We start from the raw sequence: 17,621 nt of genomic DNA, 5'->3' as shown, positions 1-17,621 counted from the left end.
ATATGAAGTTTTCGAAACAAATAGTTCTTTCAGCCTTTACGGCTATGACCGCTTTTGTATTGGTGGCTTGTGGAAATTCTGGTCCGAATCAATCAAAGCAATCCTCTCAATCTCAAGCGAGTTCCTCTGTTCCTCAGTCATCTGAGACGGTGTCATCAAATAGCAAGGCAAACAGTAGTGCAAATAGTAGTAGTTCAGAGGCTTCTACTTCCAGTCAAACAGCTGTCGGTGACTTAGATGGAGTCTATAAGGCGACTCATGAAGGGGATTCCCTGACCCTAGAAATCTCTGGAAATAAAGGGACGCTGACAAAAATCGAACGCGATGGTGAACAGGAAATTAAGCAGGTGCAGATTGATCCGACTAATCAAACTATGATTGTTGGAGATGATGTTGAGCGCTATCGACTTGAGGGTAATCAACTAACTCTGGAAGATTTATCGCAGGAAAATGATGATGATGACACAATCGTCTTTACAAAAGAATAAAAATTGATAGGAAGGTCCTGTTAAAAGGGGCCTTTTTCATTTTTAGCAGAGTGAAGATTGTGTTAATCTTCATTTACTGTTATACTAGAATATATGTAAAAGGATAGGAGCGGGAATGAATTTCAGAAAATTTCGTTTGTTAATGTCCAAGTATGGGTTCAGTATTATTATTATGTTGCTGGAATTGATTCTGGTGTTTGTGGCTTTTTTCTATTTTAGTCAGCTTGTTCCCAATTGGTTATCAGCGCTTGTGATTATTTTTCTGTATATTGGAACGATTTTAGCGATTGTCAATCGCAATATGCCGCCAGAAAGCAAGGTAACTTGGTTATTAATCGCAGTTGTGCCGATTTTTGGTTTCCTGCTTTATCTGATGTTTGGAGAGCGGCATTTGTCCAAAAAGGAAGTCCAGCAACTAGAAAATATGGACTCGGTGAAGTTTCGAGAAGACAATAGCTATGATTTGCGGATGGAGCTCAAGCAGGAGAATAAATCGGCTTTTGGGATTGTGAAATCTCTTTTGAGTATGGACCATAATGCAGATGTCTATGATGGGACAGCCTCGCAGTATTTCGCTACAGGTGAGGAGATGTTTACGGCCATGCTGGCTGATTTACGGTCAGCCAAGAAGTTCGTTTTTCTGGAATTTTATATCATTGATGAAGGTTTGATGTGGAATCGTGTGCTGGATATTTTGCTTGAAAAGGTCAAGCAAGGTGTTGAGGTTAAGCTGCTTTATGATGATATTGGCTGCATGGCGACTCTTCCTGGTGATTATACTCAAAAATTACGCAACCTAGGAATTGATGCTCATAAGTTTAACAAAGTGATTCCGCGGATGACGGTAGCCTATAATAATCGTGACCACCGCAAGATTTTGGTGGTTGATGGGCAGATTGGCTATACGGGTGGCATTAATCTAGCGGACGAGTATATCAATCATATCGTTCGTTTCGGTCATTGGAAAGATGGCGGTATTCGCTTGGAAGGTCAAGCGGTGAAGGCTTTGACGCGTCTTTTCTTGATGAACTGGTACATCAATCGTGGGGAAATTACGGATTTTGACCGTTACCATTTTGATAGCCAGCGGGTTGAAGGCAAGGGGCTCTATATTCCGTATGGCAGCGGGCCTAAGCCGATTTATAAGGAACAGGTGGGGAAAGCTGTTTATCAGAATATTATCAATCAAGCCATCGATTATGTCTATATCACAACCCCTTATTTGATTATCGACTACGATTTGACAGAGGATATCAAGAATGCAGCCATGAGAGGGGTGGATGTGCGCATTGTGACACCATTCATTCCTGATAAGAAGCTGATTCAGATTGTTACGCGCGGAGCCTATCCAGATTTAATGGAGGCTGGTGTTAAGATTTATGAGTATACGCCGGGCTTTATCCATAGCAAGCATGTTGTTTCAGATGATGAGCTGGCCGTGGTGGGAACGATTAATTTTGATTATCGCAGTCTGGTTCACCATTATGAGAATGCTGTATTGATGTATCAAACGGAGACGATTCCCGTTATTAAGCAAGATTTTAAAGAAATGTTTGAAATTTGTGAAGAAATTTTGCCTGAGAACATGAACCATTCTTGGTATAAACGCTTAGTGAAAGAAATTATGCAGTTGTTTGCACCAATGTTGTAAATGAAAGATCTGAGATTCATTCAGGTCTTTTTTTGTCTCTTTTCCGAATAGTAAAAATAAAGGAAAGATTTCATGACGTTGCTGGAGATACTGTATGCAGGCCAAGAGATTTATGAAAGGAGGGCGTATCAGCGTTTTCGAGATTTAGAAAGAACAGCTAAAAAGAGTAAAAAGCAAAAAGGAATGCAGGATAAGGCTGACAGAAAGGAAGCTTTTTGATATACTATATAGGACTGATATCGAGGAGAAGCTTTTTATGCATGATATAAATGAACAACAGAATCTGGAAATTCCTGAAATGAAGACAGAAATTTCTGAAGCAAATGTAGAAGTTTCAGAGCAGGAAGGAACTCAGCGCTTTCGTAAGAAAACGAGTCCTGTTCCGCTTTTTAAAGTGCTTTCTTGGAGTATTCTTGTTAGTCTGTTCAGTGTTGTCAATCCGCTTTTGACGAATTTAGCTACAAACTTACAATCTCAGAATCTCTATGCCGGCTGGGCTATGGCACAGGGCCAAACGATTTATTCCCATATATATGGAACTAGCGGCTTGCTCTACTATCTTATTAATTGGGCTGGCAGCATAGCATTTGGTCAAATCTTGTTTTTGATTTTTCAAGTCCTTGCCCTTGTTTTAGCGGGAGTCTATTTATTTAAAACGATTTCCTACATTACCACAAACTCCAGTCTTGCGCAAAATCTGCTGCCCTTGTTTTACTTGTTGACAGCGACGCTTGGATTTGGTGGTCTCTACTCTAGTATTTTTGTTTTTCCTTTTGTATTTTGGGGCATGTCCTTTTTGATGCGTTATGTACAAAATGCGGTGAAAGATGAAGTTTTCATTTTATATGGTGCTGTAGGAGCCTTATCCTTCCTTGTCGAACCAATGCTGAGTATAGTCTTTTATACCCTGGCAGGTCTAGTTCTGTTTGTGTATAATATTGCATCCAAGCGCAAAGCAAGGGGGCTTTATCAATGTTTAGCTGTCCTGCTTGGTTTTTCTCTGCTCTTTTATCCTTTAGGATATTACACAGTATGGAATGGCTCTTTTGGGGTAGCCATTAGTCAGGTTACCTATGCCATTGATGCTTTTAAATTGACGGGCAGCCAGCTACCGAGTAATGCTCTCTATTATGGTCTGCTGACGATTGGGTTGGGCTTTGTAACAGCTTTCGTTTTGGGCTTTCAATTTAAAAAAGAAGCTGCAGTTGTTCGTCTTATGCGTATTCTCAGTTTATTTGGTTTTCTGACCGTCTTCATTGGAGCGCTGGGCTTGCCTGAACAGGGGGCTTACCAATTACTCCCGGCTTTGCCATTTGTTATTATCTTGTTTGCCCTATGGTTTAACAAAAATGGGGAAACTAGCGTAGAAAACGAAGGAAGACGCCGTCGTGAACGGCACAAGACATCCGTTTGGAATCGTTATTTTTCAAAACAGGTCTTTTTGCCTCTTGTGGGGATGATTTACTTGATTGGCTTTCCTTTTGTACAGGAGTACATTTTGTCTAATGGTGTTTCTGGCGAAAGAGCGATAGCTGCTCGGTACATCCGGGAGAATAGTTCCGCCAAAGACACGATTTATGCTTGGGATAATACAGCGAGTCTCTATCAACAGAGCCAGCGTCTGTCTGCTGTTTCAATTCTGACTCCGTCCCTTTACACAGGAACAGATGAAAATCAGATTTATTTGCGAAATACCCTAAATCAAGTTGAACCAAAATTTATTTTAGTAAATAATCATATTCAACTGTTGTCTGATGTAGATACAAAAATTTCTAAAAACTATAAAGAAACAAACCTTAAACTCAGTCACTTCAAGCTTTATCAGCTTCAATAATCAAAACAATATGTTGTGTGTGAAATAAAAAAAACAGATTTTTACCACAACATATTGATTTTTTATTTTGGAGTGATATAATGTTTGGTAGATGACTTATTAAGAAGAGGAAGTGTTCGTGATGATTTTAAGAGAAACAAAATTTGATACAGCCCCAACCATCTATGTTGAAAAACGGGATGGCCGGAGAGTGAATTTTGATGTCAGTAAGATTTACAAGGCCATGGTTCGGGCAGCTCAAGACCTTGGCCCCATGACGCCTATGCTGGAAGCTAAACTGGAAACCATCACGGACCGTGTTGTGGCCGAGATTTCTAGTCGCTTCGCTAAGTATGTCAAAATCTATGAAATTCAGAATATCGTTGAGCATGAGCTTTTGAATGCAAAGGAATATGCCATCGCGGAGAACTACATCACTTACCGCACCCAACGGGATTTTGAGCGCTCAAAAGCGACAGACATTAATTTTAGCATTGACAAGCTTCTCAACAAAGATCGTACGGTAGTCAACGAGAATGCCAATAAAGACAGTGATGTTTTCAATACTCAGCGGGATTTGACTGCAGGAATTGTCGGCAAGTCTATCGGGCTCAAGATGCTGCCGCCTCATGTGGCCAATGCCCACCAGAAGGGGGACATCCACTATCATGATTTGGACTACAGCCCTTATACACCTATGACTAATTGCTGTCTGATTGACTTTGACGGCATGCTGAAAAATGGCTTCAAGATTGGGAATGCAGAAGTAGAGAGTCCCAAGTCTATCCAGACTGCGACGGCGCAAATCTCGCAAATCATTGCCAATGTAGCTTCCAGCCAGTACGGCGGTTGTTCGGCCGACCGAATTGATGAAGTCTTGGCGCCCTATGCTGAGCTTAATTATCAAAAGCACCTCAAGGATGCTGAGCAGTGGGTTTTGCCAGATAAGCGGGAAGAGTACGCCTGGGCGAAGACCAAGAAGGACATCTACGATGCCATGCAGTCGCTGGAGTATGAGATTAATACTCTCTTTACCTCTAATGGTCAGACTCCTTTTACTTCGCTAGGCTTTGGTCTGGGGACCAATCGTTTTGAGCGGGAAATTCAGAAGGCCATTCTCAATATCCGTATCAAGGGGCTAGGAAGCGAGCACCGCACAGCGATTTTCCCTAAGCTGATTTTCACCCTTAAGCGTGGGCTCAATCTCGAGCCGGGAACCCCTAACTACGACATCAAAGAACTGGCTCTGGAGTGTGCCACTAAGCGCATGTATCCAGACGTCCTTTCCTACGACAAGATTATTGAATTGACTGGATCGTTTAAGGTGCCGATGGGCTGTCGTTCTTTCCTGCAAGGCTGGAAGGATGAAAATGGTCAGGAAGTTAATTCTGGCCGTATGAATCTAGGTGTCGTTACTGTCAATCTGCCGCGGATTGCGCTTGAATCCGAGGGGAATTTGGATAAATTCTGGGAACTTTTTAACGAGCGGATGAATATCGCTGAAGATGCTTTGGTCTACCGAGTGGAGCGGACCAAGGAAGCTAGTCCAGCCAACGCACCGATTCTCTATCAGTATGGGGCTTTTGGCCAACGTCTGGGCAAGTATGATCAGGTAGACCAGCTCTTTACTCACCGTCGTGCAACGGTTTCCCTGGGCTATATCGGTCTGTATGAAGTGGCAGCAGTCTTTTATGGCGGCAATTGGGAGACCAATCCAGAAGCCAAGGACTTTACGGTTGCTATTGTCAAAGATATGAAGCGTCGGGTAGAAGAATGGTCCGAGCAGTATGACTATCATTTCTCTGTTTACTCAACGCCATCTGAAAGTCTGACCGACCGTTTCTGTCGCTTGGATACTGAGAAGTTTGGGGTCGTTCCGGATATTACTGACAAGGAATACTATACTAACTCCTTCCACTACGATGTGCGTAAGAATCCAACGCCTTTTGAAAAGCTGGACTTTGAGAAGATTTACCCCGAAGTGGGAGCTTCTGGTGGCTTTATCCACTATTGTGAATATCCTGTGCTGCAGCAAAATCCCAAGGCTCTGGAAGCTGTCTGGGACTATGCCTATGACCGAGTTGGTTACTTAGGTACAAATACGCCGATTGACCGCTGTTACAAGTGTAATTTTGAGGGAGATTTCACGCCGACCGAGCGGGGCTTCACCTGTCCAAACTGCGGCAACAGCGATCCCAAGACGGTCGATGTGGTCAAGCGGACCTGCGGTTACTTAGGAAATCCGCAAGCCCGTCCGATGGTCAATGGCCGACACAAGGAAATATCAGCTCGGGTCAAGCACATGAATGGCTCAACTATTAAGTACGAAGGAAATTAAGATGGGAAAGTATCAATTGGACGACAAAGGAAAGGCTCAGGTGCAGCGTTTCCATGAAAAACATTCGCGTGGCGGCAATGGCAAAAAAGAGCGATTAGCCAAACTGCGTCAGCAATTTTTAGAAAAGAACAAGAAATAATAGAAGTCAGAGTGGGGCGCAAGGCGGTCTCACTCTCTTCGTATCAGGAGGAACTATGGAGCTTAGACGACCGAAACTAGAAGACAAGGAAAAGATTTTAGAGATGCTGGCTGACTTTGAAGCGGCTGGTAGCCGACAGGACGGCTTCTTTGGCGGAGCAGATTTTGTTTATGAGGACTGGCTGGAGACTATTCAGCTAGCGGAGGCAGGTCTAGGCTTGCCACAAGGTTTTGTGCCTTACATCCAACTAGTTTCTTTTGCTGCAGATGGCCAGGCTGTGGGCTTTCTCAATCTGCGTTTGCGGCTCAATGACCATTTGCTCCAAGAAGGCGGGCATATCGGTTACAGTATTCGTCCGTCTGCGCGTAGGAAAGGATTGGCCAAAGAGCAGCTGCGACAAGGCTTGCAAGTAGCCAAAAGTAAAAATATAAAACGAGTCCTAGTGACTTGTGATAGTGACAATGCTGCCAGCCGAGGAGTGATTCTGGCTAATGGCGGAACTTTAGAGGATATTCGAGCTGGGAAAGAGCGCTATTGGATTGATTTAGATTGAGGATAGTTTATGAAGTTACGACGACCAACTTTGGAAGATAAAGATGCGATTTTAGAGATGATTGCGGAGTTTGATGCTGCAAAATCCTATATGCACGGCGGCATGGGCTCCACTTGGAAACGAGCAAAGGATTATGAAGATTGGTTGCGAATTGTAGAGCAGCAGGAGGACGCTGGAAATCTGCCAGCAGGCTGGGTTCACGCCATCCAATTTTTATCCTTTGATGAAACTGGCTTGCCTCTGGGCTTTTTAGCCTTGCGCCTGTCCTTGAATGACAAATTATTTGTGGAGGGTGGGCATATTGGTTATTCTATTCGGCCCAGTCAACGCAGAAAGGGCTTGGCCAAGTTGCAGCTGGAGTTAGGACTAGCAGAGGCTCGCAAGCAAGGACTGGACCGAGTGCTGATTACCTGTGATAAAGACAACGAAGCTAGCCGACGCACGATTCTTTCTGCTGGCGGTGTTTATGATAACACAATCGACAGAAGTCAGCGTTACTGGATAAGTTTGGAGGATAAAGATGAACAATCCTAAACCCCAAGAATGGAAAAGTGAGGAGTTGAGTAAGGGGCGAATCATTGACTATAAGGCCTTTAACTTTGTAGATGGTGAAGGCGTCCGCAACTCCCTCTATGTCAGTGGCTGTATGTTTCACTGTGAGGGCTGTTATAATGCAGCAACTTGGTCTTTCAATGCTGGCATTCCTTATACCCAAGAGCTGGAGGAGCAGATTATGAAAGACTTGGCGGAGCCCTATGTGCAGGGGCTGACTCTCCTAGGCGGTGAACCTTTTCTCAATACAGGTATCCTCCTGCCCTTGGTCAAGCGGATTCGAAGAGAGCTGCCGGACAAGGATATCTGGTCCTGGACAGGCTACACCTGGGAGGAGATGATGCTGGAAACGGAGGATAAGCTGGAGCTACTGAGTCTGATTGACATCTTGGTGGACGGCCGTTTTGATATCACAAAGAAGAATCTCATGCTGCAATTCCGCGGTTCTTCTAATCAGCGCATCATCGATGTGCAGAAATCCCTTCAGGCAGGTCAGGTAGTCATCTGGGACAAGCTCAATGACGGGCTGCAGGCCTATGAACAAGTTGACCGAGACAAACTAGTGTAATGAATAAATTGTAACCAATAGATTTAGTATTTTATCCTTATTAGAAATCAAAAAAGTGTAGATTCTTACTGGTAATAATTCAAAGCTCTATTTTTGACGAAAGAATTACTTTTTTTAAGTCAATATCCAAGACTAGCAGAGTAATGATCGTCGCTATTTTTATACATATTTCCTAAACGAGCGGTGCCTATTTTAAGGCATCGTTTTCTTATTTTGATTTTAAAAAGGGCATCTATTTTAGATTTAAAATTGTTCACAAAAAAGTAGAAACTTTTTACAATTATGTAATATTCTTAAGAATTTCTTAAAAAAGGGGGACTTTTGTGATATAATAAACTAGAGTAATTTCACATAGAAGGTAGTTAACGGTAATGTCTCATAAAAGAAGGATCTCGTCAAAGAACACAAAACGTTTTAGAATTCTGAACAGTGCACTCTTGGGTGTTTATGCTTTGTTAGTAGCCCTGCTAATTTTTACGATTATTCGTTACAATCTATTGGCTTTCCGATATTTGAATATTGTCGCCATTTTTTTCATTCTGCTGGTAGCAGTCGCATCGGCCTTTCTTATCTTTAAAAATAAGGCGCGTGTTACTACCAGCATTGTTCTTATTCTGGCTCTGTTTGCAGGATCCATATCTATGTATGCTTTCAAGGAAGTCATGGATTTATCGAGTGGTTTGAATTCTACTTCTAATTACTCAGAATATGAAATGAGCATTGCTGTTCTGGCAAACAGTGAAATTACAGATGTTAAGGATTTAACAAATGTTTTAGCTCCGACGGGGACAGATGCTGACAACATCAATGCGCTGACACAGAATGTAGCTCAACTAAAAAAAGTTGACTTGACAGTTGACATAGCAACATCTTACTTAGCTGCTTATCGGTCTCTGACAAACGGGGAAGCAAAGGCCATTGTTTTGAATAGTGTGTTTGAGGATACGCTTCGCAGTGAGGATCCAGACTACGCTTCCAAGATTAAGAAAATATATTCTTATAAATTAACTAAAAAGATTGAAACAGCCATAGGGAAACAAGATCCAAATGCGGATGTCTTCAATATTTATGTTAGTGGAATTGATACGTACGGGCCGATTTCATCTGTGTCTCGTTCCGACGTAAATATCATTATGACAGTCAATCGTAAGACTAAGAAAGTCTTGTTGACGACAACACCACGGGATGCCTATGTGCCAATCGCAGACGGCGGTCTCAACCAGTCTGACAAATTAACCCATGCTGGGATCTACGGTGTTGATGCTTCCGTTCACACCCTAGAAAATCTTTATGGGATCGACATCAATTATTATGTTCGTCTCAATTTCACCTCTTTCTTGAAATTAATTGACTTGCTTGGCGGAATTGATGTTTATAATGACCAGGAATTTACTGTGGGAAATACAAACTATCCGATCGGAACGATCTCTCTGAACTCAGAACAAGCGTTAACCTTTGTTCGGGAACGATATTCCCTTAGCGGTGGCGATAACGATCGCGGAAAAAATCAAGAAAAAGTCATTGCGGCCATTATCCAGAAATTAACGTCAACAGACGCCTTGAGAAATTACAATGGTATTATCTCTGGTCTGCAGGATTCTGTGCAAACAAATATGAGCCTTGAAACCATGGTTAACTTAGTGAATACACAGCTAGAATCTGGTGGTAGTTATAATGTAGTTTCCCAAGCCCTAACGGGAAATGGAACGACTGGCCTGCCATCTCATGCCATGCCAGATGCTAGTCTTTATATGATGGAAATTGATCAAAATAGCTTGAATGCGGCTAAAGCAGCCATTCAAGATACTATGGAAGGAAAGTAAAACATGATTGATATTCATTCTCACATTGTTTTTGATGTTGATGATGGTCCGAATACGATTGAAGATAGCAGAGCTTTGCTAGAAGAAAGCTATCGCCAAGGAGTGAGGACGATTGTTTCAACTTCTCATCGCAGAAAAGGAATGTTTGAGACTCCGGAAGAAAAGATTGCAGCAAACTTCAAGCAAGTACAGGAGTTGGCCAAGGAAATCGCAGATGATTTGACGATTTTGTACGGAGCAGAAATTTATTATACAAGTGATGTTCTGGAAAAGTTAGAGCAGGGGCGGATTCCCAAATTAGGGGGGACGACTTACGCTTTGATTGAGTTTAGTATGAGTACTCCTTACAAGGAAATTCACTCAGCTTTGAGCAATGTTTTGCGTCTGGGGCTGACTCCAGTAGTTGCTCATATTGAGCGTTACCATTGCTTAGAAAATGATGAGAAAAGAGTCCGTGAGTTGATAAATATGGGTTGTTATATGCAGATTAACAGCTCCAGTGTTCTGAAGCCAAAATTGTTTGGTGACAAATATAAATTTATGAAAAAACGAGCTCAATTCTTTCTTGACCATGATTTGGTGCATTTTGTAGCGAGTGATATGCATAATTTGGCTTCCCGTCCACCATATCTAAAAGAAGCCTATGATATCATTGCTAAGAAATACGGAGAATCATATGCAGAACGAATATTTAGAAAAAATCAGGAAATTCTGTTAAGTGATGAGTTTATCTAAATTGCGGTAGCGATTCCTCGCATTGATAGACCATCAATCTTAATTTAGGAGAAAAAAGAAAAATGAATCAAGAAAATCAAATGGTTGAAATCGACGTCTTATCTTTGTTGAAAACAGTCTGGAAAAGAAAGTTTCTGATTGTTTTGACAGCTTTGGTAATGGCTATTTTAGCATTGGGTTACAGTGTGTTTTTAGCGAAACCTTCTTATCAGAGTACGACACGGATCTACGTTGTCAATCGTCAGCAATCTGACAACAATGCTTTGACAAATCAAGATTTGCAAGCAGGGGCTTATCTGGTAAAAGACTATAAAGAAATCATTTTATCCCAAGACGTTTTAGCGAGCGTGATTTCAGAGCTAAATCTGCCGACGACACCGGCTGGATTATCTGAAAAAGTGACTGTTGCAGTACCGACCGACACACGGATTGTATCAATCACGGTAGCGGATGGGAATCCGAACGAGGCTAGCCGAATAGCCAATACGCTTCGCGAAGTGGCTGCAGAAAAAATCATTGCGGTTACTAAAGTGTCAGATGTTACAACCTTGGAAGAAGCGGAAGTGCCTAAAGAGCCATCTTCACCAAATATCCGCCGCAATGTGTTGCTTGGCTTCCTTGCGGGAGGCGTTGTGATGGTTGTAGTTGTACTGTTGGTAGATATTCTAGACGACCGAGTGAAGAGGCCAGAAGATATTGAAGAAGTGATGGGTTTGACCTTGCTTGGCGTTGTACCTGACATGAATAAACTGAAATAAGGAGATAGTATGCCGAGATTAGAATTATCAAGAAGCAGAAAAGCTTCTATCGAGAAGACCGAAGAGTATTACAACGCCCTTCGGACTAATATCCAGTTGAGTGGAGATAACCTCAAAATTATTGCCTTGACCTCTGTTCAGCCAAATGAAGGAAAGTCAACGACTTCAACAAATCTGGCCATTGCCTTTGCCAGAGCTGGCTATAAAACTATTTTGATTGATGCGGATATCCGAAATTCAATCATGTCTGGGGTCTTCAAATCAAAAGAGAAAATAACTGGTTTGACAGACTATTTAGCAGGAAAGACGGATCTGTCTCAAGGTTTGTGTGAGACGGATGTAGAAAATCTCTTTGTCATTGAGTCTGGACAAACCTCTCCCAATCCAACAGCACTTCTTCAGGGCAAAAACTTTGACTCTATGATGAATGTTTTGCGCAAATATTATGATTATGTTATTGTCGATACACCGCCGATCGGTCTTGTTATCGATGCAGCTATCATTGCACAAAAATGTGATGCCTCTATCCTGGTCACAGAGGCAGGAGTTGTCAAACGCAAGCTGGTTCAGAAGGCTAAAGAACAGCTGGAACAAACAGACACACCATTCCTAGGAGTTATTTTAAATAAATACAACGTGGCTATGGATAAATATGGCTCATACGGAATCTATGGTGCGTATGGTAATTACGGAAACTACGGGAAAGAAAATACTAAGTAGATAATATAAATCTGGGGGGACAATGGAACTAACACGATCACAAAAAAGAATTATTTTGATGTTAGCTGATGCTACTCTGATATATTTTAGTGGATATGTAGCATACTTTTTCTTATCTGAGTATGTTCTGTTATCAGATTTGAATTTAATACAAACTTTAACAGGAGTTGCCGCCCTTTATTTCGTAATTGGTCTTAAAATTCGATTGTTTTCGATCATCAATCGTTACACAGATTATAAGACGCTCAGTACCATAAGTCTTATTTTAATAGGTTCCTATTTTATTACTTTTCTTACAGAAATTGCGTTGTCACTGAAAATTAGTTATCGTTTTCTGTTACTTAGTTGCATGTTTTCTGTTTTGTTTACTATATCTATGCGACTTGGCTGGAGAATGTGGTACAGTTTTAAGAATGGGACTACCTACACGGAAGTTGAAGAAAGTAAAGTTAGCAGAACCTTGGTTGTCGGAGCAGGGGATGGCGGAAGCTTATTTATCACAACCGCTCTAAAAGACTCACCAGAATTAAAAATTGTTGCAGTTGTGGATCGTGATGTAAGTAAGCAGGGTTCGCTCCTGCATGGTATTAAGGTTGTAGGCACAGACGAACAAATTCCAGAAATTGTAGCAAATTATGAGATAAGTCAAATAGTAGTGGCTATTCCGTCGCTTAAACCAGATGAGTATGAGCGCATTCTCTCTCTTTGTAAAAAGACAGGCGCTAAAGTCAGTGCCATGCCAAAGTATGAAGAAGTTGTTACAGGGAAGTTAAAGGTACACAAATTAAGAGAAATTGATATTGCTGATTTGTTGGGGAGAAAAGAAGTTAAACTTGACCAAACAAGTTTGCAGTCCAATATTGAAGGTAAGACAGTCTTGGTTACGGGAGCTGGAGGGTCAATTGGTTCAGAACTCTGTCGCCAGATAGTTCGTTTTTCTCCTGCAAGGTTATTACTATTAGGCCATGGAGAAAATTCTATCTATTTAATCCATAAAGAGCTGACTACTAACTACGGAGAAGAGGTAGAAATTGTTCCTATCATAGCGGATATTCAGGACAGAGAGCGGATATTTCATATTATGAAAGAGTACCGACCAGATCGTGTCTATCACGCAGCTGCACATAAGCATGTTCCTCTAATGGAGTATAATCCAACTGAAGCAGTTAAAAATAATATTTATGGAACAAGAAATGTTGCTGAGGCTGCTAAGGCGGCTGGAGTTGCTAAGTTTGTGATGGTTTCTACCGATAAGGCTGTGAATCCTCCAAATGTCATGGGGGCTACGAAACGTGTTGCCGAAATGATTGTCACAAGTTTAAACGAAGAGGGGAAAACCTTATTTGCTGCAGTTCGCTTTGGAAATGTTTTAGGCAGTCGAGGAAGTGTTGTGCCACTATTCAAGGAACAAATTGCAAATGGTGGTCCAATTACGGTGACAGATTTCCGAATGACACGGTATTTCATGACAATTCCTGAGGCAAGTCGCCTAGTCATTCAAGCGGGAGCGTTAATGCATGGCGGAGAAATTTTCGTATTAGACATGGGTGAGCCGGTTAAAATTTTAGATTTAGCTAAAAAAATGATTACACTAAGCGGACATACGGAAGAAGAAATACAGATTGTAGAGACTGGGATTCGACCAGGAGAGAAATTATATGAGGAGCTACTCTCAAACGAGGAGCGGGTTGATGAGCAAATCTATGAAAAGATATTTGTAGGGAATGTGCAGGCCGTTTCTAATACAGAAGTGGATGCGTTCATTCAGTCTATTTCTAATTTAGATGGTTCGGAATTGAAAGAAAAGTTAGTAGAATTTGCACAGCAGTAGGGGTATAGATGATAAAGTTCGAAGATTTACCAATCCAAATTAGGAACGAAGAAGTAAAAAGGTATTACAAATTTCTCAGAGATAAAAGGTTTTCATTGTTTTTTAAATTCTTAATGGACCGTTTATTAGCCTTTGTACTACTTGTCTTATTTTCTCCAGTTATTTTGATAATTGGGATTTGGATAAAATTAGATAGTCCGGGTCCGGCTATTTATAAGCAAGTCCGAATTACGCAGTATGGCAGAGAATTCAAAATTTGGAAATTTCGGACCATGGTTGAGGGAGCTGATAAAAAAGGCTCTCTCGTAACCTCTCACAATGATAACCGCATTACTAAAATTGGAAAGTTTATTCGGAAATATCGGATAGATGAACTGCCGCAATTGGTTAATGTATTATTAGGAGATATGAGTTTTGTTGGTACCAGACCGGAAGTTCCTAAATATACCAATCAGTATACAGATGAAATGAAAGCAACTTTATTATTGCCAGCTGGGATAACCTCTCCAGCAAGCATTTCGTTCAAAGATGAAGATCTTATAATCAATGGCTGTGTCGAACGTGGCTTAACGGTTGATGATGCATATGTTAAAGAGGTTTTGCCCGCAAAAATGCACTATAATTTAGAGTATTTGAGACAGTTTGGTTTTATTAATGATCTAAAAATCATGATTCAGACAGTAGTGGAAGTAGTTAAATAGGAGAGTGATCTATCATGACAGAATATAATATCCCTTTTTCCCCCCCAGATATTACAGAGGAAGAAATCGCTGAAGTTGCAGACACCTTGCGTTCAGGTTGGATTACAACCGGACCTAAAACAAAAGAATTAGAAAGACGCTTATCAGAGTATACCCATACTAATCGTACGGTATGTTTAAACTCGGCTACAGCAGCTTTGGAGCTTATTCTGCGAGTTTTAGAGATTGGTGAAGGAGATGAAGTCATTGTTCCGGCGATGACTTATACAGTTTCCTGCAGTGTTATCACTCATGTAGGTGCGACTCCTGTTATGGTTGATATTCAAGAAAATTCTTTTGAAATGAATTATGATTTGCTTGAAGAAGCCATTACATCCAATACAAAAGCGATTATCCCTGTAGAATTAGCTGGAATTATATGTGATTACGATAGAATTTTCGATATTGTTTTTACAAAACAGCATCTATTTAAAGCGACTGGTAAGTTACAAGATGTCTTTAATCGGATTGTAGTTATTTCTGACAGTGCTCATGCCTTAGGCGCAACGTACAAAAATGTTCCTGCTGGTGATATTGCTGATTTTTCATCATTTTCTTTTCATGCTGTAAAAAACTTTACAACAGCAGAAGGAGGCAGTGTCACTTGGAAATCACATCCTGATATTGATGATGATGAATTGTATAAAGAATTTCAGATTTTATCACTTCATGGTCAGACCAAAGACGCATTAGCAAAAACTCAGTTAGGATCTTGGGAATATGACATTGTGAAGCCAGCTTATAAGTGTAATATGACAGATATCATGGCTTCAATTGGGTTAGTACAATTAAAAAGATATCCTCAATTACTGGAACGAAGAAAAGCGATTGTTGCTCAATATGATAAGGCATTTGAAGGTATGCCTATTTCACCCCTGAAACATGATGGGCCTCACTATCAGTCATCTAGACACTTGTATGTTACACATGTCGAAGGAATCAGTTTAGAAGAACGTAACTTGATTATTCAAAAGATGGCTGAAGCAGGCATTGCGTGCAACGTACACTATAAACCACTACCAATGTTGACAGCCTATAAAGATTTAGGATTCGATATTAAAGATTATCCAAACGCATATCGCTATTTTGAAAATGAAATTACATTACCGTTACATACCAAACTAAGTGATAAGGAAGTGGAATATATTATTGATAACTATAAATTTATATTGAATCAATTGTTTGATGAATAATAGTAAGAGGAAATTTAATGACTGCTGTTAATGTACGAAAACTGCAAGAGAAAACATTAGAAATTTTAGTGTATTTTGATACGTTCTGCAAAGAACATAATTTGACCTATTTTCTCTGTGGAGGTTGTCTAATTGGTGTTGAAAGGCATAAAGGGTTTATTCCATGGGATGATGATGTGGATATCTTTATGCCTAGAAAAGATTATGAAAGATTGGCGGTAATTTGGTCGAAATATAATCAAAAATCAAGATATGTCTATTGTAGAACCGATCGAAAACATAATTATCATGATGCAGGAGCTTCTATACGAGATAGGAGCACAACATTTATTAATAGACATAGTATTAATGATGATATTTGCCATGGTATAGGAATCGAAATAATGCCGATTGATGCTTGTCCTGATTCTAGAATTAGACGATGTTTGCAATTGTTTCATGCTTTTGTCTTCTCTCTGTTTAATGTCCAGAGATTACCTGATAATAAGGGGGGGCTGCTTAGAAACATGGCAAAAATTATGTATTTTTTGGTTCCCTCTCAAAATATTAGATATAAGTTATGGAAATACTCAGAACAACAAATGTCTAAGTATTCTTGGGAACAGTGTAGTAAGGTTACAGAATTAATAGGAGCTGTTAAAGGGATGTTGATAGAACATCCAAAAGAAGATTTTGATAGTGTTATACGGTGTGATTTTGAAGGTTACAGTTTGCCAGTTATGAGAGGTTACAAAGAATACTTATCAAAAATATGGGGAGATTATATGCAACTACCACCAGTTGAATCTAGAGTGCCTAAGCACGATACTATATATATTAGTACCACGGAACCATATGAACAATTCAAAGGTATTTATTACTGCATAAAAAATGAATAAACTTAATTATAAAAGTGGGGAAATAATATGAATATTGCCATTATTTTTGCTGGAGGAACAGGTCAACGAATGAATTCTAAGACCAAGCCAAAACAATTTTTAGAATTGCACGGGAAACCTATTCTTATATATACATTAGAACAGTTTCAAAGACATGAACAAATTGATGCTATTGTTTTGGTTTGCCTATCAGAATGGAAAGACTATTGCCAGGGCTTGATAGAAAAATTTAAAATTACTAAGGTATGCAGTATTGTTTCAGGAGGAGCGACTGGGCAAGAATCAATTTTTAATGGATTAGATGAGGCTTTTAAAAAGTTCCCAGAGGATAGCATTGTCTTAATACATGATGGGGTTAGACCGTTAATTAATGCTGAAACTATATCCAAGGATATAGAATGTGTGCAAAAAAATCGCTCTGCTATAACAGTATCAGTAGCCAGCGAAACAATCAGCTTAAGAGGAGAGAATGATACCGTTGGTAAAATTATAGATAGAAGTCAATGTCAAATTGCAAAAGCTCCTCAATGTTTTATACTTAAGGATATTTATCAATCTCATTTAAAAGCCCAGGAACAAGGGATTAATGATTTTATTGATTCGGCCAGTTTAATGAGTTTCTTTGGATATACATTACATACTGTCGAGGGTCCTTCTGAGAATATCAAAATAACTTTTCCTTCAGATTACTATGTTTTTAGAGCAATCTTAGAAGCTAAAGAAAATTCACAGATATTTGGTATTTAACATAAAAGGATATTTTGAAAGGAAATAAATATTTTATGATACCACTGATTAGCATTATAATGCCTGTATATAATTCTGAAAAATACCTGATACC

At 40.2% G+C, this 17,621-nt stretch carries 17 protein-coding genes; all 17 read left to right on the top strand.

The window, feature by feature from the left end; genetic code table 11:
* Positions 1–2 precede the first annotated feature (2 nt).
* The 17 genes from STRDD04_RS08330 (at position 3) to STRDD04_RS08255 (ending at position 17,527) form a co-directional block, all read left to right on the top strand.
* A complete protein-coding gene (locus tag STRDD04_RS08330) occupies positions 3–488 on the top strand; it encodes an SP_0198 family lipoprotein (protein WP_062201458.1) in 486 nt (161 codons plus the stop codon).
* 115 nt (positions 489–603) lie between these two features.
* The gene (gene cls, locus STRDD04_RS08325) at positions 604–2,139 is read left to right on the top strand and encodes a cardiolipin synthase (RefSeq protein ID WP_062201456.1); all 1,536 of its coding nucleotides are present in this window, start codon (positions 604–606) and stop codon (positions 2,137–2,139) included.
* Positions 2,140–2,395: 256 nt separating this feature from the next.
* Entirely contained in the window at positions 2,396–3,973 is a 1,578-nt protein-coding gene (locus tag STRDD04_RS08320) for a hypothetical protein (protein ID WP_062201454.1), read from the top strand.
* Between the two features lie 121 nt (positions 3,974–4,094).
* A complete protein-coding gene (nrdD, locus tag STRDD04_RS08315; RefSeq protein WP_062201452.1) occupies positions 4,095–6,290 on the top strand; it encodes an anaerobic ribonucleoside-triphosphate reductase in 2,196 nt (731 codons plus the stop codon).
* Position 6,291: 1 nt separating this feature from the next.
* Complete coding sequence (locus STRDD04_RS11035; protein WP_005592063.1) at positions 6,292–6,429, top strand: hypothetical protein; 138 nt, start codon at positions 6,292–6,294, stop codon at positions 6,427–6,429.
* 55 nt (positions 6,430–6,484) lie between these two features.
* Positions 6,485–6,982, top strand: coding sequence for a GNAT family N-acetyltransferase (locus STRDD04_RS08310; RefSeq protein WP_062201451.1), 498 nt, complete (start codon positions 6,485–6,487; stop codon positions 6,980–6,982).
* A gap of 9 nt (positions 6,983–6,991) precedes the next feature.
* Positions 6,992–7,516 (top strand): GNAT family N-acetyltransferase, encoded by a 525-nt coding sequence (locus STRDD04_RS08305; protein ID WP_062201449.1) that lies wholly within the window; start codon positions 6,992–6,994, stop codon positions 7,514–7,516.
* The gene (nrdG, locus tag STRDD04_RS08300; protein ID WP_062201447.1) at positions 7,503–8,102 is read left to right on the top strand and encodes an anaerobic ribonucleoside-triphosphate reductase activating protein; all 600 of its coding nucleotides are present in this window, start codon (positions 7,503–7,505) and stop codon (positions 8,100–8,102) included. The genes STRDD04_RS08305 and nrdG overlap by 14 nt, the downstream gene beginning before the upstream one ends.
* Positions 8,103–8,473: 371 nt before the next feature.
* The gene (cpsA, locus tag STRDD04_RS08295) at positions 8,474–9,925 is read left to right on the top strand and encodes an LCP family glycopolymer transferase CpsA (RefSeq protein WP_062201446.1); all 1,452 of its coding nucleotides are present in this window, start codon (positions 8,474–8,476) and stop codon (positions 9,923–9,925) included.
* A 3-nt stretch (positions 9,926–9,928) separates the two neighbouring features.
* Positions 9,929–10,660 carry a capsular polysaccharide biosynthesis protein Cps4B gene (cps4B, locus tag STRDD04_RS08290; RefSeq protein WP_062201444.1) on the top strand — a complete coding sequence of 244 codons (732 nt, stop codon included), beginning with the start codon at positions 9,929–9,931 and terminating at the stop codon, positions 10,658–10,660.
* A 62-nt stretch (positions 10,661–10,722) separates the two neighbouring features.
* A complete protein-coding gene (locus tag STRDD04_RS08285; protein WP_062201442.1) occupies positions 10,723–11,418 on the top strand; it encodes a CspC family polysaccharide chain length determinant protein in 696 nt (231 codons plus the stop codon).
* Between the two features lie 9 nt (positions 11,419–11,427).
* Entirely contained in the window at positions 11,428–12,138 is a 711-nt protein-coding gene (locus STRDD04_RS08280) for a tyrosine-protein kinase (RefSeq protein ID WP_062201440.1), read from the top strand.
* Between the two features lie 22 nt (positions 12,139–12,160).
* Positions 12,161–13,969 carry a polysaccharide biosynthesis protein gene (locus STRDD04_RS08275; protein WP_062201438.1) on the top strand — a complete coding sequence of 603 codons (1,809 nt, stop codon included), beginning with the start codon at positions 12,161–12,163 and terminating at the stop codon, positions 13,967–13,969.
* 8 nt (positions 13,970–13,977) lie between these two features.
* A complete protein-coding gene (locus STRDD04_RS08270; protein WP_062201437.1) occupies positions 13,978–14,670 on the top strand; it encodes a sugar transferase in 693 nt (230 codons plus the stop codon).
* A 14-nt stretch (positions 14,671–14,684) separates the two neighbouring features.
* Positions 14,685–15,902: a DegT/DnrJ/EryC1/StrS family aminotransferase gene (locus STRDD04_RS08265; RefSeq protein WP_062201435.1), complete on the top strand. Its 1,218-nt coding sequence runs from the start codon at positions 14,685–14,687 to the stop codon at positions 15,900–15,902.
* Positions 15,903–15,919: 17 nt separating this feature from the next.
* Positions 15,920–16,780, top strand: a complete 861-nt coding sequence (locus STRDD04_RS08260; RefSeq protein WP_062201433.1) for a LicD family protein — start codon at positions 15,920–15,922, stop codon at positions 16,778–16,780.
* A gap of 27 nt (positions 16,781–16,807) precedes the next feature.
* Entirely contained in the window at positions 16,808–17,527 is a 720-nt protein-coding gene (locus STRDD04_RS08255) for an IspD/TarI family cytidylyltransferase (protein ID WP_062201431.1), read from the top strand.
* Positions 17,528–17,621: the final 94 nt, after the last annotated feature.

Source organism: Streptococcus sp. DD04 (genome assembly GCF_001578725.1).
GTDB lineage: Bacteria > Bacillota > Bacilli > Lactobacillales > Streptococcaceae > Streptococcus > Streptococcus sinensis.
Note: the sequence above shows the minus strand (reverse complement) of the source record. Positions and strands in the feature narration are given on the sequence as shown.